The following is a 20,498-nucleotide window of genomic DNA, read 5'->3' as shown; positions in this document are numbered from 1 at the left end:
GCATCGATATCGACGCCCGCCTGGGCATAGGTGAGGCCGTTTTTCGGATCCGCCATATGGCTTCCCTTGCTTTGGTTTCAAAGGCGCTTCGTCAGTGCGGGGGATGGCATTTTGTGGGCCATTCCGCAAGCCGGAGCATGTGATCCGGTGTGACATTTGACGGGAAAACCGGATGCAGGGATGCTACATGGTCAGCAAACCATTGGAAATGTGCGGTGCCATCGCCATATCCGGTTCAAGTCAGGACGGTTTGCTGATCATGACACTGCCCAATTACATCACGGTTGCCCGGTTCATCATGGTTCCGTTGATTGTGCTTTCGATGATCGATGGCGAGATGCTGGTGGCCTTGACGTTGTTCATTCTGGCCGGAGTGTCCGACGCGGCCGATGGCATGATCGCGCGGCATTTCAATCAAAAATCCGAACTCGGCGCCTGGCTTGATCCGGTGGCCGACAAATTCCTGCTGGTCAGCGTGTTCGTGATGCTGGGATGGCTTGAGGCGCTGCCCGCCTGGCTTGTTGTTGTTGCCGTAACCCGTGACGGGATGATCATAAGCGCGGTGCTGCTTTCGAGCCTCCTGGAAAATCCTGTCGAAATGCGGCCGCTGATGATCTCCAAGGCAAATACCATGCTCCAGATCGTCCTGCTCATCATTGTGCTCGCCGATCTGGCCGGGATCGTCCGGCTTGACGCTGTTATTGGATGGATGATCTATGGAGTTGCCGGCTTGACCGTCGCATCGACCGGCGCCTATCTCGTTTCCTGGCTCAGGCACATGACGAGCGAGGGCGGAACCGGTTAGCAGGGTGCAAAATTGCGGCCGGCTGAAACGTGGCCATCAAGCGAGGTGATCATGACGACTCATATCGACCCGGCGGCGCTTCGGCGGCAGATCCTGTTCTGGTTGCTGGCCTTCGCGGTCTTCGTCGGCTTCCTGATGGTGTTCAGTTCCATCCTGCTGCCGTTTATCGCGGGCATGGCGCTGGCCTATTTCCTCGACCCGGTGGCCGACTGGTTCGAACGCCGCGGCCTCTCGCGGCTTATGGCGACGCTCGTCATCCTGGTTTCATTCGTCGCGATTTTCGCCATCTCGCTGGTGATCTTGATCCCTGTCCTGATCACCCAGGCCCTCGATCTGGGAGGGCGCATTCCGGGCTATATAACTGAACTGCAGAATCTGCTGATGTCGGAAACAACCGTGTTGCCCGACTGGATCAGCAGTCAGTTCGGACAGTTCAAGGAGAGTTTTGCCGCCCTGTTGAAGGAAGGCGCCGGTTTTGTCGGGACAATTTTCCAGCAGATCTGGAATTCCGGCATGGCGATTCTCGATATCGCGGCCCTGTTTGTCGTGACCCCGGTGGTGGCCTTCTATCTGCTTCTCGATTGGGACAATATGATCGAGAAGATTGACAGCTGGGTGCCGCGCGACCATGTCGCAACTGTCCGTGAACTCGCCAGGCAGATCGACCGGACGATTGCCGGATTTGTCCGGGGGCAGGGCAGTGTCTGCCTCATCCTGGGCCTGATCTACGCTGTCGGTCTGATGCTTGTCGGATTGAATTTCGGCCTTCTCATCGGCCTGTTTGCCGGTCTGATCAGCTTCATTCCCTATGTCGGCTCCATGGTCGGCCTGGTCCTGGCCCTGATTGTCGCCATTGTTCAGTTCTGGCCGGATTTCGTCATGATCGGCCTGGTCGTTGCCGTCTTTGCCATCGGACAGTTTTTCGAAGGCAACATTCTGCAGCCGCGGCTGGTCGGCTCTTCTGTCGGGCTGCATCCGGTTTGGCTGATGTTTGCCCTGTTTGCATTCGGCGCGTTGTTTGGCTTTGTCGGCATGTTGATCGCGGTGCCGGCGGCGGCGTCAGTCGGCGTGCTGGTGCGTTTTGCCATTGACCGCTATCTGAAAAGCAATCTTTATTCCGGCAGACAGCCTCCCGAGCAGCAAGCTGCGGAGTCCTCCACTGGTGCGGCGTCCGATTGATGAGCAAAAGGCCCCTGACACGGCAATTGCCGCTTGAGTTCGATCATGAGTCCGCCTCGGGCCGCGACGATCTGATTGTCTCGGATCGTCTGAGTGCGGCGGTGGGGATTGTCGACCGATGGCCGGACTGGCCGTCGCCGGTGGTCATCCTGGCCGGCCCCACGGGATCGGGCAAGTCGCATCTCGCCGGCATCTGGGCTGAGCGCGTCGGCGCCAGGGTTGTCAATATCGAAAGACCGGATCCGATGGTTCTCGAGATGGCGGCCCTTGGTCCGGTTCTCATTGAAGACATCGACCGCTCGGCGTTTGACGAGACGGCGCTGTTTCACCTGATCAATGCCGTGCGCGAGCACGGAAGCGCGCTGCTGATCACGACGCGGCTGTGGCCGGCCGGCTGGAACGTGACATTGCCCGATCTCGTCTCCCGCCTGAAGGCCGCCACGGTGGTCGAGATCGCCGAACCCGACGAGGAGCTTCTGGCCCAGATCCTGGTCAAGCTGTTCGCAGACCGGCAGGTGGCGGTCGACAACCGGATCATCCTGTGGCTGGTCGCCAGAATGGAGCGCTCGCTCGCAGCCGCCCGGGCAATTGTCACCCGGATCGACCAGCTTGCCTTGGCGCGCGGTTCGAAAATCACACGCGCGCTGGCCGCCGAAGTGATGGCGGAGATGGATGCCGGAAAAGACGACATGGAAGTGTCATAGTTCCTTCGTTGTCGTGCTATAGATGGTCAGTCCGGAACCAAAGCGTTGGAGTGCGAAATGGATATTGTCGAGGGTGCGGGCGCGAGTGAACTGCGGATTGATCCGGTTGCATCGGAAACCCCGCTGCAGGATCTGCTCACCAGTCCGGAGCGGTTCGTCAATCGCGAGTTTTCCTGGTTGCAGTTCAATCGCCGGGTGCTTGAGGAAACCCTCAACTCGAGCCATCCGCTGCTTGAGCGGGTAAGGTTTCTGTCGATATCGGCGGCCAATCTCGACGAGTTCTTCATGGTTCGCGTTGCCGGCCTCGAAGGGCAGGTTCGTCAGGGGATTGCCAACCGCTCAGCCGACGGGATGTCGCCGAGCGAGCAACTTGACAGCATTCTCGAGGAAATCGACGGGCTTCAGCTCGAGCAGCAGGCGTCGCTTGCAATCCTGCAGCAGAACCTGGCCGCCGAGAGCATCTATATCATCCGTCCCTCTGTGCTGGCCGAAGGCGACATGAAATGGCTCAAAAACGAGTTCCTGCAATCGATCTTCCCGGTGCTGACCCCGCTGTCCATCGATCCCGCTCACCCGTTTCCATTCATTCCCAACCTGGGTTTTTCAATCTGTCTTCAACTTGCCTCGAAGGCTGCCAATGATCCGATGACGGCGTTGATCCGCCTGCCGGTCGCGCTTGACCGTTTTTTGCGCTTGCCGGATCTCGATGGCGCGATCCGTTACATCACGCTCGAGGACGTCGTAAGCCTGTTTATAGATTCGCTGTACCCCGGATATGAGGTTCGCGCGTCCGGCACGTTCCGTATCATTCGCGATTCCGATATCGAGGTGGAGGAAGAAGCCGAGGATCTGGTGCGCCTGTTCGAAAGCGCGCTCAAGCGCCGCCGCCGCGGCTCGGTCATCCGCATCGAATTCGATTCCGAACTGCCGCAATCCCTGCGTGATTTCGTTGCGCACGAAACCAATGTGCCGGAAAACCGGATTGCGGTTCTGCCGGGGCTGCTGGCGCTCAACACGCTGTCGGAGATCACCAAGGCGCCGCGCGACGACCTCAAGTTCGAACCCTACAATGCGCGATTTCCCGAACGCATCCGGGAACACGCCGGCGACACCTTTGCTGCGATTCGCGAAAAGGATCTGGTCGTTCATCACCCGTACGAATCATTCGATGCTGTAGTCCAGTTCCTGTTTCAGGCGGCGCGCGACCCCGATGTGCTGGCGATCAAGCAGACGCTTTACCGGACCTCCAACGACAGCCCCATTGTCCGCGCGCTGATCGATGCGGCCGAAGCCGGCAAGTCGGTCACCGCTTTGGTGGAACTGAAAGCCCGGTTCGACGAAGAGGCCAACATCCGCTGGGCGCGCGACCTCGAGCGTGCCGGCGTGCAGGTGGTTTTCGGTTTCATCGAACTCAAGACCCATGCCAAGATGTCGCTGATCGTGCGGCGCGAGGAGGGCAAGCTGGCCACCTATTGCCACCTTGGCACCGGCAATTACCACCCGGTGACCGCCAAGATCTATACCGACCTGTCCTACTTCACCTGTGATCCGGTCATCGCCCGCGATACCGCCCGCGTCTTCAATTTCATCACCGGCTACGGAGAACCCGACGATCTCGTCAAGCTTGCTGTATCGCCGCTCAATCTGCGCACCCGGATTGTCGAAAACATCGAGGCCGAGATCGCCCATGCCGAAGCGGGGCGTCCTGCCGCTGTCTGGATGAAGATGAACTCGCTGGTCGATCCCGAGATCATCGATGCCCTCTACCGCGCCAGCCAGGCCGGTGTGGAGGTTGACCTCGTGGTTCGCGGGATTTGCTGTCTGCGACCGCAGGTTCCCGGCCTCTCCGAGCATATTCACGTCAAGTCAATTGTCGGGCGTTTCCTAGAACACAGCCGGATTTATTGTTTTGGCAATGGCCAGGGTCTGCCATCTTCCGCTGCGCTGGTCTATATCGGCTCGGCTGATCTCATGCCGCGCAATCTGGACCGCCGTGTTGAAACCCTGGTGCCGTTGTCCAACAAGACCGTGCATGAACAGGTGCTCTCTCAGATCATGCTGGGCAACATGATCGACAATCAGCAAAGTTACGAGATCCTGCCGGATGGAACCTCCCGCCGCATCGAAGTCGGCGAGGGTGAGGAACCGTTCAACGCACAGGTGTATTTCATGACCAATCCGAGCCTGTCCGGCAGAGGCGAGGCGCTCAAATCGAATGCGCCGAAACTGATCGCCGACCGGTTGGCGCGAACCACCCGCAGCAAACGCTGATTTGCACCGCATCAACAGTGGATTTTATGCACCGGAATTCGTGGCCTGGTCCGCAGCGGGTTCCGGTTTGTCCGCATTCCATATATAAAACCTCGAATCCTGTTGTCCCTGACCCGTTTCGCTCCGGCGGAGCGGGCCACGCAAATCGCGAAGCGCTTTAGATATGGTGGAATCGGAAGCACAGGGACGATTGCCGGGCATTCATCCGGTTTCTGTCATCGATATCGGCTCCAACTCCGTGCGCCTGGTGATTTATGAAGGGCTCAACCGAGCGCCCTCGGTGCTGTTTAACGAGAAAGTTCTGTGTGGTCTGGGCAAGGGGCTGGTCACAAGCGGCAGGATGGATGAAACCGGCATCGCCCGCGCGCTGGCCGCGCTGACGCGCTTTCGCGCCTTGTCGGAACAGGCCCGCGCATTGGAAATGCACGTTCTGGCCACGGCCGCCGCGCGCGAAGCCGAAAACGGCGCGGCCTTCATCAAGGCGGCGGAAGCCATCCTGGGCTGCCGGGTGCGGCTTTTGACCGGAGAGGAAGAGGCGCGCTATTCCGCCTTCGGCATCATCGCCGGTTACTACCAGCCTGATGGCATTGCCGGTGACCTGGGCGGCGGATCGCTGGAACTTGTCGATGTCAAAGGCGCCGAGCATTCAGGAGGCCAAACCCTGCCACTGGGTGGCTTGCGACTGGCGGAAATGTCCGGAAACTCGATTTCCCGGGCGCGAACGATCGCCCGCCGCGCGCTCAGGAAATCTCCGGTGCTGCTGGGCGGGGCAGGGCGAACCTTTTATGCGGTCGGCGGCACTTGGCGCAATATCGCCAAGCTGCACATGGAGATCAGCAATTACCCGCTGCACATGATGCAGTCCTATGAAATCGAAGTCGAACCGGCGATTGAATTCCTGGGCGAAGTTTCCGCCATGAAACAATCGCGGATCAGCGCCATCAAGGCGATTTCGAGAAACCGGCGCGGGCTTTTGCCCTATGGCGCGGTGACGCTGCAGGAAACCCTGATTGCGATGAAGGCGGCGCGCGTCAGCTTTTCGGCGCTTGGAGTGCGCGAGGGCTATCTTTATTCGCTGCTTGACCGCGCTGAAGCGGAACGCGATCCCTTGCTGACTGCGGCGAGCGAACTTGCGATCCTGCGCGCCCGATCACCCGAGCATGCCCGGGAGCTGGCCGCATGGACCGGACGAATGTTCCCGGTGTTCGGTGTGAACGAAACCGAGGAAGACGCCCGCTACCGGCAGGCCGCCTGTTTGCTGGCCGACATCTCCTGGCGCGCACACCCTGATTACCGCGGTCCGCAGGCGCTCAACATTATCGCCCACGGAACATTCACCGGGATCAGCCATGGCGGCCGCGCCTATATCGCGCTTGCCAATTATTTCCGTTTCGAAGGCCTCAATGATGATGGCGTTTCGTCCGGCCTGGCCGCCATAGCCGGCCCGAAATATCTTGACTACGCCAAGCTGCTGGGTGGCATGCTGCGCGTTGTCTACCTGTTTTCAGCCTCGATGCCCGGGATTGTGCCGCAACTTGCGTTTGCGCCCGCCCAGCCCGCCGACGGGGAGGTTGACCTGGTTCTTCTGGTGCCGCGGTCCTGTGAGGATTTTATCGGGGAACGGCTGCAGGGCCGTTTGCAGCAACTCGCCAAGCTGACCGGCAAGCGCCTTGGCTTCCGGCTTGTCTGACATGGGCGATCGCAGCCTGGTTTCCTGATGTTTCAGTCTGCGCTTCGGAGTACGTCTCGAAATCCATATTCCTGTGCAGAAAAGGAAAAAGGCCGGGCGAAATTCGCACCGACCTTCCCACTTTGCCTCAACACACCTGCCAGTACATCCGTGGTCAGAGTGGAGACAAATCTCGTGTTGATCTCAATATAGGGTGTCTATCACGGATTGCAAGGCCGATGAAAATCTATTGGCGCCGCTTCTGCATGGGCGCCAGCGGGCACACCGGTGCGGACGACTGAATCAGTGTTGCCTACAAGTCCAGCGCATCAACCTTCTTGCCGGTGAACCGGAGCGCCAGTTCGCCGCGGATCAGTTTGAGCGCGCGGTCGCCGAACAATTCCCTGCGCCAGCCCTTGAGCGCTGGAACATCCGCCTCCTCGCCATCGATGGCGATGGATTCCAGATCATCTGACGTTGCGATGATCTTGGCGGCGACGTTTTCTTTCTCGACCGTCAGCTTGAGCAGCACCCGCAACAGCTCCACCGCCGCCTGGGCGCCTTCCGGTGCCTGCCGGTGACGTGGCAACCGCGGCATGTCTTCTTTCGGGGTTTCAAGCGCCTGGTTTACGATCTCGACCAGTTTCGCGCCCTGTGCCGAACGTTCCCAGCCGCGCGGAATGGTTCTCAGCCGTGACATCGCCTCGACATCCCTGGGCTGTTGCTGGGCAATTTCGTAAATCGCGTCATCCTTGATTACCCGGCCGCGCGGCACGTTGCGGCTGCGGGCCTCCCGCTCGCGCCAGCTTGCCACATGCTGGAGCACGCAAAGCTCCACGGGTTTCTTCACCCGCATCTTCAGCCGCTTCCAGGCATCTTCGGGATCCATCTCATAGGTGGTGCGCGATTCCAGCACCGCCATCTCATCCGCCACCCAGTGGCCGCGGCCCTCCGCTTCCAGACGCGAGACCAGTTCGAGATAGACATCGCGCAGATGCGTCACATCGGCGAGCGCGTAATCAAGCTGCTTGTCGCTCAGCGGCCGGCGGCTCCAGTCGGTAAACCGGGAGGTTTTGTCGATGGCAGCGCCGGAAATGCGCGAAACCAGTTGGTCATAGGAAATCGATTCGCCGAAACCGCAGACCATGGCCGCAACCTGCGTGTCGAAAATCGGGTGCGGAACCAGATCGCCGCGATTGACGACAATTTCGATGTCCTGTCGCGCCGCGTGAAACACCTTGATCACGGACGTGTCCGCCATCAGATCAAAAAATGGTTTGAGATCAATGCCTTCCGCCAGGGGGTCAACAATGCCCTCATCCTCCGGACCTGCCATCTGGATCAGGCAGAGTTCGGGCCAGTAGGTCGTCTCGCGCAGGAACTCGGTGTCAACGGTGACATAGTCGTGGTTTGCAAGGCGGGCGCAGAAGGCGGCAAGCGCCTCGGTCGTTGTAATCATGTCCATGATTGGCCTTTACCCCGAAAAATCCGCTTTGTCTTGCCCCCGCGGACGATCGGTTTCTCCTGCTTTCGTCTCACTGCCTTGAGGGCGATCCACAGATTGTGCCGCCATGCGGGCAAAAACCGGAGACGTGCGCAGCAATCCGGCAAACCGGCCGCGGTCAGGTTCATCGGGCGCTCCTCGAACGATCCGCACGATGGTGTAGACAACGAAGGCGCCATGCATGGCGCAGATAAAGGAGAAGAACGCCACCGGCCCAAGCCAATCCACCAGCATGGCCGACAACAACGGGCCGATCGAGGCACCGATGGCCCAGAAGAACATCAGGCCTGACGCGATCTGTACAAATTCACCCTCTTTGGCCCGGTCATTGGCATGCGCCGCAGACAGCGAGTAGAGCGGCATGGTGAAAGCCCCCCACAGAAAAATGCCGGCCAGATTGAGCGCGACATTGCTGCCCGCGAACCAGACCATGAACAGCCCGCTCAGTGTCGAGCCGGTGGTGGCCATCAACAGCACCGAGCGGCGGCCGATCTTGTCGGACAGATAGCCGAGCGGATACTGCAGCATGATCCCGCCGATAATGCCGGCGCTCATGAACGAGGCGATGTCGGAGACCTGCAAACCCAGACTCTCGGCGTAGAGCGGCCCCACCGAGCGAAACGAGGCCGTCGTCAGTCCGACGGTGATGGCGCCGGCCGAGGCCAGCGGCGAGACCATCCACAATCGTTTCGGGCTGAACGAAAACGGTGCGGGCGCGGCGGGGTTGGAACGATCGGCGAGCGACACCGGCACGATGGACAGGATGATGAGCATGGTCATCAGCGCAAAGATCTCGAAGCCGCCGATTCCGAATATGGGCAGCAGATACTGCGAGGCCGTCACCGCGCCCAGATCGACAAACCGGTAGATTGCCAGTGTTCTGGCACGGTTCGTGTTGGTGATCTGCGAATTGATCCAGCTTTCCACATTGGCAAACAGCGAGGCGAAACAGATGCCGGTGACCAGCCGCATCAGGAACCAAAAGAACGGATCGATGACCATCACCATGGCGAGCGAGGCGCATGCGGCAACAGCCGCCATCGCCGCGAATGCGCGGATGTGGCCGGAGGTCCTGAGCAGCCATGGCGTCATCCAGCAGCCGATGATGAAGCCGAAATAATACCCCGCGCCGGCAAGGCCGATGACAGTTGGCGAAAAGCCTTCCGCCGAGCCGCGCAGGCTGATCAGCGTACCCTGAAGCCCGTTGCCTGCCAGCAGCACGCCGGCAGTGGTCAAAAGCGGGATAAGCGGCCGAAGCGAGGACATGAGCAACCGGGTTCAATAAAATAGAACCCGACCGTATATCGATTTCGCCGGGCCGTCGCGGCGAAATCCCGTCAATGCACAGCTCGATTGCGCCCTTTCGCCTTGACAAACCGGGTGGGTCATGCGCTTTTCCGCGCGATTTTTACCGTGCGCCGTCGCGGCGATATGCGCCCATTGCACCCCGCCGGTCCACAGGTTCCAGCATCGAGGATATGCCATGCATCGCTACCGTTCCCACACCTGCGCCGCGCTTCGCAAGAGCGACACCGGCGCCACTGTCCGGCTTTCGGGATGGGTGCACCGTGTGCGCGACCATGGCGGCTTGCTGTTCATCGATCTGCGCGACCATTATGGCCTGACCCAGATTGTCGCCGATCCGGATTCGCCGGCCTTCAAGGCGGCCGAGACAGTACGCGGCGAATGGGTGATCCGGGTCGATGGCGTGGTCAAGGACCGCATGGCCGACACCATCAACCCCAATCTCGGCACCGGCGAGATCGAGGTCTTCGCCCAGGAAATCGAGGTTCTGTCGGCCGCCAAGGAACTGCCGCTGCCGGTGTTCGGCGAGCCCGAGTATCCCGAGGACGTGCGGCTCAAGTACCGCTTCCTCGATCTGCGCCGCGAAACCCTGCACAAGAACATCGTCACCCGCACCAAGGTGATCGCCGACATGCGCAACCGGATGACCGAGATCGGCTTTGCCGAATACTCGACACCGATCCTGACGGCATCGTCTCCCGAAGGCGCGCGCGACTTCCTGGTTCCAAGCCGCATCCATCCGGGCCAGTTCTACGCGCTGCCGCAGGCGCCGCAGCAGTACAAGCAACTGTTGATGGTCGCCGGTTTCGACCGCTATTTCCAGATCGCGCCCTGCTTTCGCGATGAAGACCCGCGCGCCGACCGTCTGCCGGGCGAATTCTACCAGCTCGACCTCGAAATGAGCTTCGTCACCCAGGAAGACGTCTGGGACACGATGGAACCGGTGATGCGCGGCGTGTTCGAACAGTTCGCCGAAGGCAAGCCGGTGACGCAGGAATTCCGACGCATTCCCTATGACGAGGCGGTGCGCAAATATGGCTCCGACAAGCCCGATCTGAGAAACCCGATCGAGATGCAGGCCGTGACCGAGCATTTCGCCGGTTCGGGCTTCAAGGTGTTTGCCGGCATGATCGCCAACAACCCCAAGGTTGAGGTCTGGGCGATCCCGGCCAAGACCGGTGGCTCCCGTGCATTCTGCGACCGGATGAATTCCTGGGCGCAAGGCCAGGGCCAGCCGGGGCTTGGCTACATCTTCTGGCGCAAGGAAGGCGACAATCTCGAGGGCGCCGGCCCGATCGCCAAGAACATCGGGCCTGAGCGCACCGAGGCGATCCGCATCCAGATGGGACTTGAGGATGGCGACGCCTGCTTCTTTGCAGCTGGCGATCCGGCCAAGTTTGCCCGCTTTGCAGGCGATGCCCGCACCCGTGCCGGCGAAGAGCTCAATCTCGTCGATCAGGACCGGTTCGAGTTGTGCTGGATCGTCGATTTTCCGTTCTACGAATGGGACGAGGAAGCCAAGAAGGTCGAGTTCGCCCACAACCCGTTCTCGATGCCGCAGGGTGGCATGGAAGCACTCGACAATCAGGATCCGCTGACGCTGAAGGCTTACCAGTACGATCTGGTCTGCAACGGGTTCGAGATCGCTTCAGGCTCGATCCGGAACCAGTCGCCCGAACTGATGGTCAAGGCGTTCGAGAAGGTCGGGCTCAGCCAGGCCGATGTCGAGGAACGCTTCGGCGGCCTCTATCGCGCGTTCCAGTATGGCGCACCGCCGCATGGCGGCATGGCGGCCGGTGTGGACCGGGTGATCATGTTGATCGTCGGCGCCAAGAACCTGCGCGAAGTGGCGCTGTTCCCGATGAACCAGCAGGCGCAAGACCTGCTGATGGGCGCGCCGAGCCCGGCGTCGCCGGCGCAGCTTCGCGATCTCTCACTCCGTGCCATTCCGCCCAAGGCTGAATAGGCAGGCCACCGGGAAACCGGAATCAAGACATCAAAAAGCCCGGGTAAGCTTATGCTTCCCGGGCTTTTTGATGAGTTTGATATCTTGGCGGATGGTTCGGCCTAGTCCTTTTCGCCGGTCTCGTCGGGGGAAAGGTCCAGCAGGTCTTTTCTTGGCGCTTTCGCTGCTGTTTTCGCCTCTGTGGAAGCCTTGGACTTGGCAGGCGATTTGGCGGGTTTGGAGGCCGGTTTTTCGTCCGGATTGGCCTTGAAGCGGATCATGGATGTGGGTCCAGTGCGGGTGTGAGGGAGACGATCAGCGCGATCCGGTGGGATGCGCTGATCTCGGAAGAATCTTGGGCTCACCCTGCGCCCGTGAGCTCAAACAAGCAACACAAACCATCTCGTTCCAGAGCCCGGTTCGTGCCGCGCAGGATCTTTTCCTACTCGCAGCAAAGCAGAACCGGCTCGTTGGCGGTTACCTGCACATTGAGCAGATCCACCAGTGATTTGGGATCACCCATGCCTGCGCCCATGATTACCGGCACTGCCACGGGGTTGGCCGGCTTGGCAGTGATCGTGATGGTCTCAGGATTGTCGAGATAGACATTGGCTGCGGTCGAAATCTGCTGCTGAAGCGCGGGGATGCCCAGTTGCCCAAGCATCAGCGGCAACATGAATTTTACCGACTGCCGCATCTGTTCACCGGTAACGCCTTGCTGCTTGCCGGCGTAGGCGAGCGCCTTCTCGGTCACCGAATCGTCCTCGAACTGGACCGAGGCCGACTTGAAGCTGAGTTGTTGCAGCATGCCCATCATCACGATTCCCATGGACTGCTGGGCCGCTTGCGGATCGGGGTTTGCCGCGGCCGCGGTTTTCGCCTGCTGGATCGCCTTGATGAAGTCGCGCGTATAGCCTGAAACTTCCAGTGCCACTGCAAGGCGGCCGACCTCATCAAGATTGAGCGAATATTCGCGAATGTTGAGCGTGCCTGACGCCAGCTCCCAGATGCCATCAAACTTGAGGTCGCCGCTCAAGGTCGTGTAGCCGAGATCACTCAGGGCTCTCCTGGCTTTCGGGTCTTTGATCTGGCTGAGGTCTACCGAGATGTCCGAGCCATCCATCTTCATGCCGATGCTGGCGTCATCATCGGCCCTGTCGATGTCCAGAATCGTACCAGCCATCGAAAAGATTTCCTTGCGGTCCTTCTCGACCCTGATCATGCCGGTCGAGAACCCCTCGTAGAATGAAATGGTGTCGATCGGGTCTGCATCAAGATCCGCCGGAATCGTCAATCCGGAGAGTTCCATGTCGTCAACCGTGATCCTGACGCCGTCCCTGGTGAAATCGATGTCCTGGAATATTGCCTGATCGACATGATAGCTGCCGCCGGTCTCATCCTCGACACCATCGAATGTGATGTCGCCAAATTCGACCGCCGGTTCCCCCGGGGCTTCCATACGCACGGATTTCAAGACGATCGTGTCGCCGTCCGGTTCCAGCGACGAGAAGCTCACTTTTGCGCTTCCCTGGCCAACCAATGCAGCGACCTTTGTGGCAAAATCATCGGCGTCGAGCGCCAGTGCCGGGACAGTGAATGCAAGAGAGCCGAGGATCGTCGAGATGGCGAGATTGTGGCGCGGGTGTAGTGTCATTTGGCAGTCCTTTGTCGCGAAGCCGAAAATGCCGGCCATGATTTTTCACGGTGTCGCGTTGAAATCTATGGCGTGTATGCTTTACCGTCCAGATATGAGCACGGGTTTAGCGGCGGAAAGATGACGCCCGGTCCAACCACGTGCCGAAATGGCGGCGCAATTGGGCTTGGCCATGCCTGCCCCTTGCCCCGAATCACCGCTTCCTTTAACCCGTCGCCATGGGAAAAAGCCTGCTTCCGCCCGGTGGTGGCGACCACATACAAGCCGTTGACCTGAAGAAGGCGCTCGAGGAGCGCTATCTGGCCTATGCATTGTCGACCATCATGCACAGGGCGCTGCCCGATGTGCGTGACGGCATGAAGCCGGTGCATCGCCGCATCGTCTACGCGATGAGCGAGATGGGGCTGAAGTCAGGCGGATCATTCAAGAAATGCGCCAAGATCGTCGGCGAGGTGATGGGTAACTTCCATCCCCATGGCGACCAGTCGATCTATGACGCGCTGGTGCGTCTGGCGCAGGATTTCGCGGTGCGCTATCCGCTGGCCAACGGCCAGGGCAATTTCGGCAATATCGATGGTGATAGCGCTGCTGCGATGCGCTACACAGAATCGAAGATGACCGCGGTCGCTGAATTGCTGATCGAAGGCATCAACGAGGATGCGGTCGATTTCCGCACCACCTATGACGAGGAAAACAGCGAGCCGGTGGTGCTGCCCGGCGCGTTTCCCAACCTGCTCGCCAATGGCGCCACCGGCATTGCGGTGGGGATGGCGACCTCGATTCCGCCGCACAACGCAGCCGAACTCTGCGATGCGGCGCTGGCCCTGATCCGCAAGCCCGAGGCTTCTGTCGAGGAGCTTCTGCAGTATGTCGAGGGACCGGATTTCCCCACCGGCGGCATTGTCATCGACAGCCGCGAGTCGATCCTCGAATCGTACCGGACCGGACGCGGCGGCTTCCGTGTGCGCGCCAAATGGGAGGTCGAGGATACCGGCCGTGGCGGGTACCAGATCGTCGTCACCCAAATGCCTTATCAGGTGCAGAAATCGCGGCTGATCGAAAAGATCGCCGAGCTGCTGATCGCCCGCCGGTTGCCGCTGCTTGACGATATCCGCGATGAATCCGCTGAAGATGTGCGCCTGGTGCTGGTCCCCAAGAGCCGCACGGTCGACCCGACCCTGCTGATGGAATCGCTGTTCCGGCTATCGGATCTGGAAAACCGCATTCCGCTCAACCTCAATGTGCTGTCGATGGGCAAGGTGCCCAAGGTGATGAACCTGGCAGAGGTGCTGAGCGAATGGCTGGCGCATCGCCGCGAGGTGCTTCAGCGCCGGTCGCGGCACCGGCTGGCGGCGATCGAGCGGCGTCTGGAGCTGCTGGCGGGTTACCTGATCGCCTATCTCAATCTCGATGAGGTGATCCGCATCATCCGCGAGGAGGATGAGCCCAAGCTCGAACTGATGAAGACCTTCGAGCTGACCGATGTGCAGGCCGAAGCGATCCTCAATATGCGGCTGCGCTCACTGCGCAAGCTTGAGGAAATGGAGATCCGCAAGGAATTCGATGGCCTGACCGGCGAGAAGGCGGACATCGAGGCGCTTCTCGCCTCCGATGCCAAGCAATGGCAGACAGTGGCCTGGGAAGTCGGCAAGGTTCGCGAAACCTTCTCCAAGGAAACCGAACTTGGCGCCCGCCGGACAAAGTTCGCCGAAGCTCCGGTCGCCGATCTCGCAGCCATCGAGCAGGCGATGATCGAGAAAGAGCCGATCACCGTGGTGATTTCGGAAAAAGGCTGGATCCGCGGCATGAAGGGCCATATGGCCGATTATGCGGGACTGCAGTTCAAGGATGGTGATCAGCTCAAGCTCGCCTTCCACGCGAACACCACCGACAAGATCGTCATTGTCACCACCGGCGGCAAGGCCTACACGCTTGGCGCCGACAAGCTGCCGGGCGGGCGAGGGCACGGCGAGCCGTTGCGCATTATCGTCGACATGGACAATGATCAGGCGGTTCTCACCGCATTCGTGCACGATCCGGCGCGCAAGCTGCTCGTTGCCTCGACTGCCGGCAACGGCTTTATCGTGGCCGAGAGCGACATGGTCGCCAACACCCGCAAGGGCAAGCAGATCATGAATGTCAGTTTGCCCGACGAGATGAGACTGTGCGTGCCGGTGAGTGGTGACCACGTTGCCGTCATCGGCGAGAACCGCAAGATGCTGATTTTCCCGCTCAAGCAGTTGCCGGAAATGAGCCGCGGCAAGGGCGTCCGCCTGCAGCGCTACAAGGATGGCGGCATCGCTGACCTCCGCTGTTTTGCGATGGAGGAGGGGCTGACCTGGGAAGACAGCGCCGGACGCATGCACAACCGCAAGAAGGAAGAACTGACCGAGTGGATCGCCGACCGCGCCCAGGCCGGCCGCGTGGTTCCGAAGGGATTTCCCCGCTCCGGCAAATTCAGCTGAGCGGACCAGTGTCGGGATCCCGATTTCCCTTGATCCGTATCCATTTGCAGAGTTGATCCCATGATTGAAATCCGGCCCGCCGAGCCAAAGGACCGCGCCGCCATCGTCGAGATCCTGCATCACGGCTGGCACGATGGCCACGCCCATCTGGTAAGCCCCGAGGTCTTGCCGCTGCGCACCGTCGAATGCATCGATGATATTTATGGTTCGTCGAAGGATGTGTTCCATGTCGCTGACGATGGCGCGACGATCCTCGGTTTCGTGGCGACAAATGGCGACGAACTCACCAAGCTGTTCATCGCGCGCAATGCACGCGGAAGCGGGATCGCCGAAAAGCTGCTGGCCCACGGCGAGCGGAAAATCGCCGAAAACGGTTTTGCGGTAGCCCGTTTGCTTTGCCAGGTTGGCAATGTGCCGGCGGAGAGGTTTTACTCACGAACCGGCTGGGTCGAGGAACACCGTCGTCACTATCCTCTCTGGATGCCAACGGGAGCTTCCGGTCACTTCACCGCCGAAACGATGTGCCTGCACAAGAAAGTCGGTCGCTGAGGATAGCCGGACGTGGTCTGGGTGCTCTAGACGCCGATCCGCCCGAACCCCGGCAGCTTGAGGCCGGGATGGACGATGTCGAGACCGAAGACCAGGCCGCCGAGACGGATTTCGACGCCATGGAGCGTGCCCACCGCCAGACCGGCATAGCCGCCAAGCGACAGCTCGAGATTGCGCCAGTCGGACGACAGCGTCACGAACTCGCCCCAGGGTCTGTAATCGCGTCCCACCGCCTCGGGCGGCAACGTGATGCCCAGTTCCGGAACGGTTCGGAGCACATGGGCGACGAACGAATTCGAATTCGGACCCGGCCAGATCGTGTAGTCGCCTCGCTCCGCATGGGGGTAATCCTTCACCGCCGCCGCGATTCGCGGGATCAGGCGCGCCGCATTGTCCCCGTGCAGGGCAAGCAGAATATCGGGCGTGTTGGAGTACCAGCGTCCATCGGCCGGATAGGCGTTTTTACGGATCGGACTGCCCCAGCCAACCTTGTCGTAACGCGTGTAGCGCGGGTCACCGGCCGGTTTGATGACAATCCAGCTGTGAACCGCCAGAGCGCCTTTCATGCCTCCGGTTCGCGCCGCAAAGACGTAGAGTGCGGCATTGCCGTCGTCCGCGGCTGCTGGCAGCAAACCCGACGATGACCAATCGGCGCTACGCCAAGAACCGGGCTGGGAACTTGCGGCACGAACGCCGAGCGAGGCAAGCGCCGGTGCAACGAAACACACAAGTACAAACAGGATGAGTTTTTTCATATGCGGCGAAGGCCTGATCGTGTGATGTTGCGATGACCAGATACAACCATCGCCACAAGGCCAGATTGCGGCAGCAGGATCAGAGCGGATGCCGCGGCGCCAGATTGCGCGCTGCCTGCCTGTGCGCCGACAACCGCCACACGGAATGGGCCACCAGCGCGATGACGATGATGCCGCCGCCGACCAGTCCGAGCCGCGTCGGGGCTTCCGCGAAAATCATCCAGACCCAGACCGGAGCCAGGATGGTTTCGAGCAGATAGAACATCGCCACCTCCGGACCTGAAATATAGCGCGGTCCGGTGGCCAGGCACCAAAACGCAATCGGGATGACGATCAATCCGTTGAGCACCAGCCATCCTGGTTCGCCAATCATCAGCCCGGACGGTCCGCCGACAGCCACAAGCCCGATCATCGAAGGCACTATCGCTGCAAACAACGGCGCAAATCCCATATCGACGCGGGCCTTGCGGCTGGCGGTGATCGCGCCGGCGAGAATGAAACTGGAGGCGAGCGCAAGCAGATCTCCGGTCAGATTGCCGGCTTTCATACCATCCGAGACGATCAGCGATACGCCGAGGATCATCACGATCATCGCCACAAAGGTTTGCGGTTTGGGTTTTTCTCCGGCCAGCCACCAGGCCAGCAGTGCGGAAAACATCGGATTGAACGCAAGAATGAAAACCAGATTGGCCGTGGTGGTGTTGTAGACGGCAAGAATGAAGGTGATCGATGCGATGCCGTAAAGCGTGACCACGAGCAGGCCGGCCTTGCCCGGAATAACGGGCACGTTCCGCTTGAGAGCGAACCGGATGAAGCTCCATGCAGTGACCGCGGCAAGGAAGGTGAGTGCGCTTCTGACCGCAAGCGCCGACCAGACGTCGCTCTGTGACAGCCTGATCAGTGGAATATCCACCGTCAGCACCAATCCGCCAAACGCGGTGATCGCCAGCCCCTTGCGATGGTCTGCCGCTTGTTGAAGGTGATCGTGCATGAAAAGCGGCCTTGTTGACAGTGATAAGGATGTTTTGGAGACGGATGCGGCAAAGACCGGCGCCATGCCTGGCAGGCAGGCAGGTCGCGGCCGCTAAGGCTGGAAACGCTGCCAGCCCTGGGCCATCAGGTGTTCCTGTGGCAGGAACCGCGTCTTGTATTCCATCTTGCGCGATCCCTTGACCCAATAGCCAAGATAGACGTGTGGCAGACCCAGCGCCTTGGCCCGGTCGATGTGATCAAGGATCATGTAGGTGCCGAGAGAGCGGGCGGTTTCCTCGGTTTCGTAAAAGGAATAGACCATCGACAGGCCATCGCCCATCCAGTCGGTCAACGCCACCGCGATCAACTCACCAACAGGTGTTTCCTGCAACCCGTCACCCTCGGTCTTCCTGCGGTATTCGATGATTCGGGTGTCGACATGCGAATCTTCCACCATCATCGCATAATCGCCGATGCTCATGTCGGCCATGCCGCCGCGCTGGTGACGGCTGTCGAGGTAGCGGCGGAAAAGCTTGAACTGCTCGCTCGATGGTTCGGCGTGATATTCAGTGGCGATCAGGTCGCTGTTCGTGGCGAGATTCCGACGCATCGACCGCGTCGGCTCGAACTCGGCTGCGAGAATGCGCACAGAAATGCAGGCGCGGCAGTTTTCGCAGGCTGGACGATAGGCAATGTTCTGCGACCGTCGGAACCCGCCCTGCGTCAGCAGATCATTCAGTTCCGGCGCTTTTTCTCCCACCAGATGGGTGAAGACCTTCCGTTCGCTATGTCCCTCAAGATAGGGACATTCCGATGGCGCGGTCAGAAAAAACTGCGGAGAATTGACGGGTTTGTTCATCATGCCTTGGGTTCGATATGGTTCAAAGTCCGTAATACCATGGCGCAAGTAACGAAAAGGTCAACCAGATGATGATCACAAGCGGGGTTCCGGCGCGCAAAAAATCGCTGAACCGGTAGTGCCCCGGGCCCATCACCAGCAAATTGGTCTGGTATCCTATCGGCGTCGCGAAGGACGAATTGGCGGCGAAAATCACCGCCGCGATGAACGGTTCCGGCGGAGCTCCCATGCCCTTGGCGATCCCGAGAGCAATCGGAGTGAATAGCACCGCGGTGGCGTTGTTGGACAATATGTTCGTCAGCACCGCCATCACCAGGAACAGGCCGGAGAGAATCACAGCCGGTGAAGCGCCCTGCATCAGAGCGAGCGAGCTTGACGCAATCAGCGCCGCGCCACCGGTTGCCTCAAGCGCGGTCGCAAGCGCCACCGAAGAACCGACCAGCAGGAAGATCTGCCGGTCAAAGGCGCGCGCCGCCTGCAGGATAGACAGGCAGCCGGTCAGCAGCATTAGAACCGCGCCACAAACGGCCGCCACAACGATCGGAACGATCGAGAAGGCCGAAAGCAGGACAATGCCGGCGAAGATCGCAACCGCGATGCGCGCCTTGCGCGATTGCGGCACGGCTTCGGCGGAGTGTTCGAGCAGCAACAGGTCATGATTGCCCCTCAGCAGCGTCATCGCGTCCATCGGCCCGCCGATCAGCAGCGTGTCTCCGGGTTCAAGCCGTATATCGGACATGGCCGAGCGCGCCATCCGGCTTTTGCGTTGCACCCCCAGCACGGAAATGCCGAATTGCGGCCTTAGGCCGGACAACTGGATGGTGCGGCCGGCATAGCGCGATCCGGGCGAGATCACCGCTTCAGCAAGATGATAATCCGGGCCGGGCGGATGGTCGCTGGCGGTCTCTTCGGAAGCGACGTCATCTGCTTTCAATCCGGCGCGCCCGCGCGCCAGCGCCTTGGAAAACGCCCGCCGGGTGCCACTCACCACCAGTGTGTCGCCGGTCGACAGGATGAGATCCTCAAATGGCGGCAGGACCGGAACGTCGCGGCGCTGCAGCAGCCGCAACGTCAGATCGCCGAGACCGGGAAACATGCCGGCCCTCGCCGATATGCCGACAAAGGGGTGATCCCGGGTGAGCGTGATTTCACCGATGAACTGGGCGCCGGACTTGGCGACCGCTGAAAGTTCGGCCTGACGCTCGGGCAAGAGCCGCGGCAATACGCCCAGCACATAGGCACCACCGACAATCGCCAGAATCATACCCATGCCGGTGATGTCGAAAAAGCCGACATCGAAGCCGTAATCCCGGGCCACGCCCGCAACCAAGAGGTTGGTTGAGGATCCGATCAGCGTGGTCATGCCGCCCAGTATGGTGATGAAGGACAGCGGAATGAACACCCGGCTCGCCGAGATTGATCGCTGCGCGGCGATCACCACCAGAATCGGGATGAAGATGACCACCACCGGCGTGTTGTTCAGGAATGCCGAGATCACCGCCGCGCCAACGAGGATGAAAAGGATTGGCCGGAACGTCGCCGATCCGCCCATTTTCCCTAGTTTACGCGCTGGCGCTTCCATGGCGTCGGTGGCAAACAGCCCCTGGCCGACGATCAAAAGCGCGATAACGGTAATCAGCGCCGGATTGGAAAATCCTGCCAGCAGGCGCTCAGCCTTCAGCTCTTCGCCTCCCGCGCCGGAATAGGGGACAATGCCAAATATTACCAGAACGGCAGCTAGCGAAACCAGCGACACGGTCTCCATCGCCCAGCGTTCGGACGCATAGGCGATGATGGTTGCCACGATGAGAGCGAATGTCGCAATGAGATGATAATCGGGCATGTATGCGTGGCGACCCCTT

General features: G+C 60.3%; 16 protein-coding genes. 8 read left to right on the top strand and 8 right to left on the bottom strand.

Going from position 1 to position 20,498, the window contains the following annotated elements:
• Window positions 1-172 precede the first annotated feature (172 nt).
• The 5 genes from ABJN75_RS06550 (at window position 173) to ABJN75_RS06530 (ending at window position 6,649) form a co-directional block, all read left to right on the top strand.
• Window positions 173-805, top strand: a complete 633-nt coding sequence (locus ABJN75_RS06550; protein WP_348437956.1) for a CDP-alcohol phosphatidyltransferase family protein — start codon at window positions 173-175, stop codon at window positions 803-805.
• Window positions 806-856: 51 nt separating this feature from the next.
• Window positions 857-1,984 carry an AI-2E family transporter gene (locus ABJN75_RS06545; protein WP_348437954.1) on the top strand — a complete coding sequence of 376 codons (1,128 nt, stop codon included), beginning with the start codon at window positions 857-859 and terminating at the stop codon, window positions 1,982-1,984.
• Entirely contained in the window at window positions 1,984-2,688 is a 705-nt protein-coding gene (gene hdaA, locus ABJN75_RS06540) for a DnaA regulatory inactivator HdaA (protein WP_348437952.1), read from the top strand. Before ABJN75_RS06545 ends, hdaA begins: the two co-directional genes overlap by 1 nt.
• A gap of 90 nt (window positions 2,689-2,778) precedes the next feature.
• Window positions 2,779-4,959, top strand: a complete 2,181-nt coding sequence (locus ABJN75_RS06535) for an RNA degradosome polyphosphate kinase (RefSeq protein WP_348437962.1) — start codon at window positions 2,779-2,781, stop codon at window positions 4,957-4,959.
• A 163-nt stretch (window positions 4,960-5,122) separates the two neighbouring features.
• Window positions 5,123-6,649: a Ppx/GppA phosphatase family protein gene (locus tag ABJN75_RS06530; protein ID WP_348437950.1), complete on the top strand. Its 1,527-nt coding sequence runs from the start codon at window positions 5,123-5,125 to the stop codon at window positions 6,647-6,649.
• 292 nt (window positions 6,650-6,941) lie between these two features.
• Here ABJN75_RS06530 and rnd read toward each other — a convergent pair whose 3' ends face one another.
• On the bottom strand, window positions 6,942-8,087 hold the full coding sequence (gene rnd / locus ABJN75_RS06525) for a ribonuclease D (protein ID WP_348437960.1): 1,146 nt from the start codon (window positions 8,085-8,087) through the stop codon (window positions 6,942-6,944).
• Between the two features lie 15 nt (window positions 8,088-8,102).
• Window positions 8,103-9,398: an MFS transporter gene (locus tag ABJN75_RS06520; protein WP_348437948.1), complete on the bottom strand. Its 1,296-nt coding sequence runs from the start codon at window positions 9,396-9,398 to the stop codon at window positions 8,103-8,105.
• Window positions 9,399-9,615: 217 nt separating this feature from the next.
• Between ABJN75_RS06520 and aspS the strand changes: the two genes are divergently transcribed.
• A complete protein-coding gene (aspS, locus tag ABJN75_RS06515) occupies window positions 9,616-11,403 on the top strand; it encodes an aspartate--tRNA ligase (RefSeq protein ID WP_348437946.1) in 1,788 nt (595 codons plus the stop codon).
• 101 nt (window positions 11,404-11,504) lie between these two features.
• Here aspS and ABJN75_RS06510 read toward each other — a convergent pair whose 3' ends face one another.
• Together ABJN75_RS06510 and ABJN75_RS06505 are read right to left on the bottom strand one after the other, a co-directional pair.
• A complete protein-coding gene (locus ABJN75_RS06510; protein ID WP_348437944.1) occupies window positions 11,505-11,663 on the bottom strand; it encodes a hypothetical protein in 159 nt (52 codons plus the stop codon).
• Between the two features lie 161 nt (window positions 11,664-11,824).
• Window positions 11,825-13,036, bottom strand: coding sequence for a hypothetical protein (locus tag ABJN75_RS06505; protein WP_348437942.1), 1,212 nt, complete (start codon window positions 13,034-13,036; stop codon window positions 11,825-11,827).
• A gap of 218 nt (window positions 13,037-13,254) precedes the next feature.
• Between ABJN75_RS06505 and parC the strand changes: the two genes are divergently transcribed.
• The gene (gene parC / locus ABJN75_RS06500; RefSeq protein WP_348437940.1) at window positions 13,255-15,501 is read left to right on the top strand and encodes a DNA topoisomerase IV subunit A; all 2,247 of its coding nucleotides are present in this window, start codon (window positions 13,255-13,257) and stop codon (window positions 15,499-15,501) included.
• Window positions 15,502-15,561: 60 nt separating this feature from the next.
• Window positions 15,562-16,050, top strand: a complete 489-nt coding sequence (locus ABJN75_RS06495; protein ID WP_348437938.1) for a GNAT family N-acetyltransferase — start codon at window positions 15,562-15,564, stop codon at window positions 16,048-16,050.
• Between the two features lie 26 nt (window positions 16,051-16,076).
• Here the strand turns inward: ABJN75_RS06495 and ABJN75_RS06490 are convergent, their stop codons facing one another.
• The 4 genes from ABJN75_RS06490 to ABJN75_RS06475 form a co-directional block, all read right to left on the bottom strand.
• Window positions 16,077-16,805, bottom strand: coding sequence for a DUF3750 domain-containing protein (locus ABJN75_RS06490; RefSeq protein ID WP_348437936.1), 729 nt, complete (start codon window positions 16,803-16,805; stop codon window positions 16,077-16,079).
• Between the two features lie 79 nt (window positions 16,806-16,884).
• A complete protein-coding gene (locus tag ABJN75_RS06485) occupies window positions 16,885-17,796 on the bottom strand; it encodes a DMT family transporter (protein WP_348437935.1) in 912 nt (303 codons plus the stop codon).
• A 93-nt stretch (window positions 17,797-17,889) separates the two neighbouring features.
• Entirely contained in the window at window positions 17,890-18,639 is a 750-nt protein-coding gene (locus ABJN75_RS06480) for an arginyltransferase (RefSeq protein ID WP_348437933.1), read from the bottom strand.
• 19 nt (window positions 18,640-18,658) lie between these two features.
• A complete protein-coding gene (locus tag ABJN75_RS06475) occupies window positions 18,659-20,479 on the bottom strand; it encodes an SLC13 family permease (protein WP_348437931.1) in 1,821 nt (606 codons plus the stop codon).
• Window positions 20,480-20,498: the final 19 nt, after the last annotated feature.

Origin of the sequence: Hoeflea sp., assembly GCF_039975035.1 — a bacterium.
Lineage (GTDB): Bacteria > Pseudomonadota > Alphaproteobacteria > Rhizobiales > Rhizobiaceae > Hoeflea.
Note: the sequence above shows the minus strand (reverse complement) of the source record. Positions and strands in the feature narration are given on the sequence as shown.

Bases quoted from the DNA above. Each gene is read 5' to 3' on its own strand.
- ABJN75_RS06550 (WP_348437956.1), top strand. From the start codon at position 173: ATGCAGGGATGCTACATGGTCAGCAAACCATTGGAAATGTGCGGTGCC.
- ABJN75_RS06495 (WP_348437938.1), top strand. From the start codon at position 15,562: ATGATTGAAATCCGGCCCGCCGAGCCAAAGGACCGCGCCGCCATCGTC.
- hdaA (WP_348437952.1), top strand. From the start codon at position 1,984: ATGAGCAAAAGGCCCCTGACACGGCAATTGCCGCTTGAGTTCGATCAT.
- ABJN75_RS06505 (WP_348437942.1), bottom strand. From the start codon at position 13,036: ATGACACTACACCCGCGCCACAATCTCGCCATCTCGACGATCCTCGGC.
- ABJN75_RS06530 (WP_348437950.1), top strand. From the start codon at position 5,123: ATGGTGGAATCGGAAGCACAGGGACGATTGCCGGGCATTCATCCGGTT.
- ABJN75_RS06475 (WP_348437931.1), bottom strand. From the start codon at position 20,479: ATGCCCGATTATCATCTCATTGCGACATTCGCTCTCATCGTGGCAACC.
- ABJN75_RS06545 (WP_348437954.1), top strand. From the start codon at position 857: ATGACGACTCATATCGACCCGGCGGCGCTTCGGCGGCAGATCCTGTTC.
- ABJN75_RS06520 (WP_348437948.1), bottom strand. From the start codon at position 9,398: ATGTCCTCGCTTCGGCCGCTTATCCCGCTTTTGACCACTGCCGGCGTG.
- ABJN75_RS06480 (WP_348437933.1), bottom strand. From the start codon at position 18,639: ATGATGAACAAACCCGTCAATTCTCCGCAGTTTTTTCTGACCGCGCCA.
- ABJN75_RS06490 (WP_348437936.1), bottom strand. From the start codon at position 16,805: ATGAAAAAACTCATCCTGTTTGTACTTGTGTGTTTCGTTGCACCGGCG.
- ABJN75_RS06485 (WP_348437935.1), bottom strand. From the start codon at position 17,796: ATGCACGATCACCTTCAACAAGCGGCAGACCATCGCAAGGGGCTGGCG.
- parC (WP_348437940.1), top strand. From the start codon at position 13,255: ATGGGAAAAAGCCTGCTTCCGCCCGGTGGTGGCGACCACATACAAGCC.
- rnd (WP_348437960.1), bottom strand. From the start codon at position 8,087: ATGATTACAACGACCGAGGCGCTTGCCGCCTTCTGCGCCCGCCTTGCA.
- aspS (WP_348437946.1), top strand. From the start codon at position 9,616: ATGCATCGCTACCGTTCCCACACCTGCGCCGCGCTTCGCAAGAGCGAC.
- ABJN75_RS06510 (WP_348437944.1), bottom strand. From the start codon at position 11,663: ATGATCCGCTTCAAGGCCAATCCGGACGAAAAACCGGCCTCCAAACCC.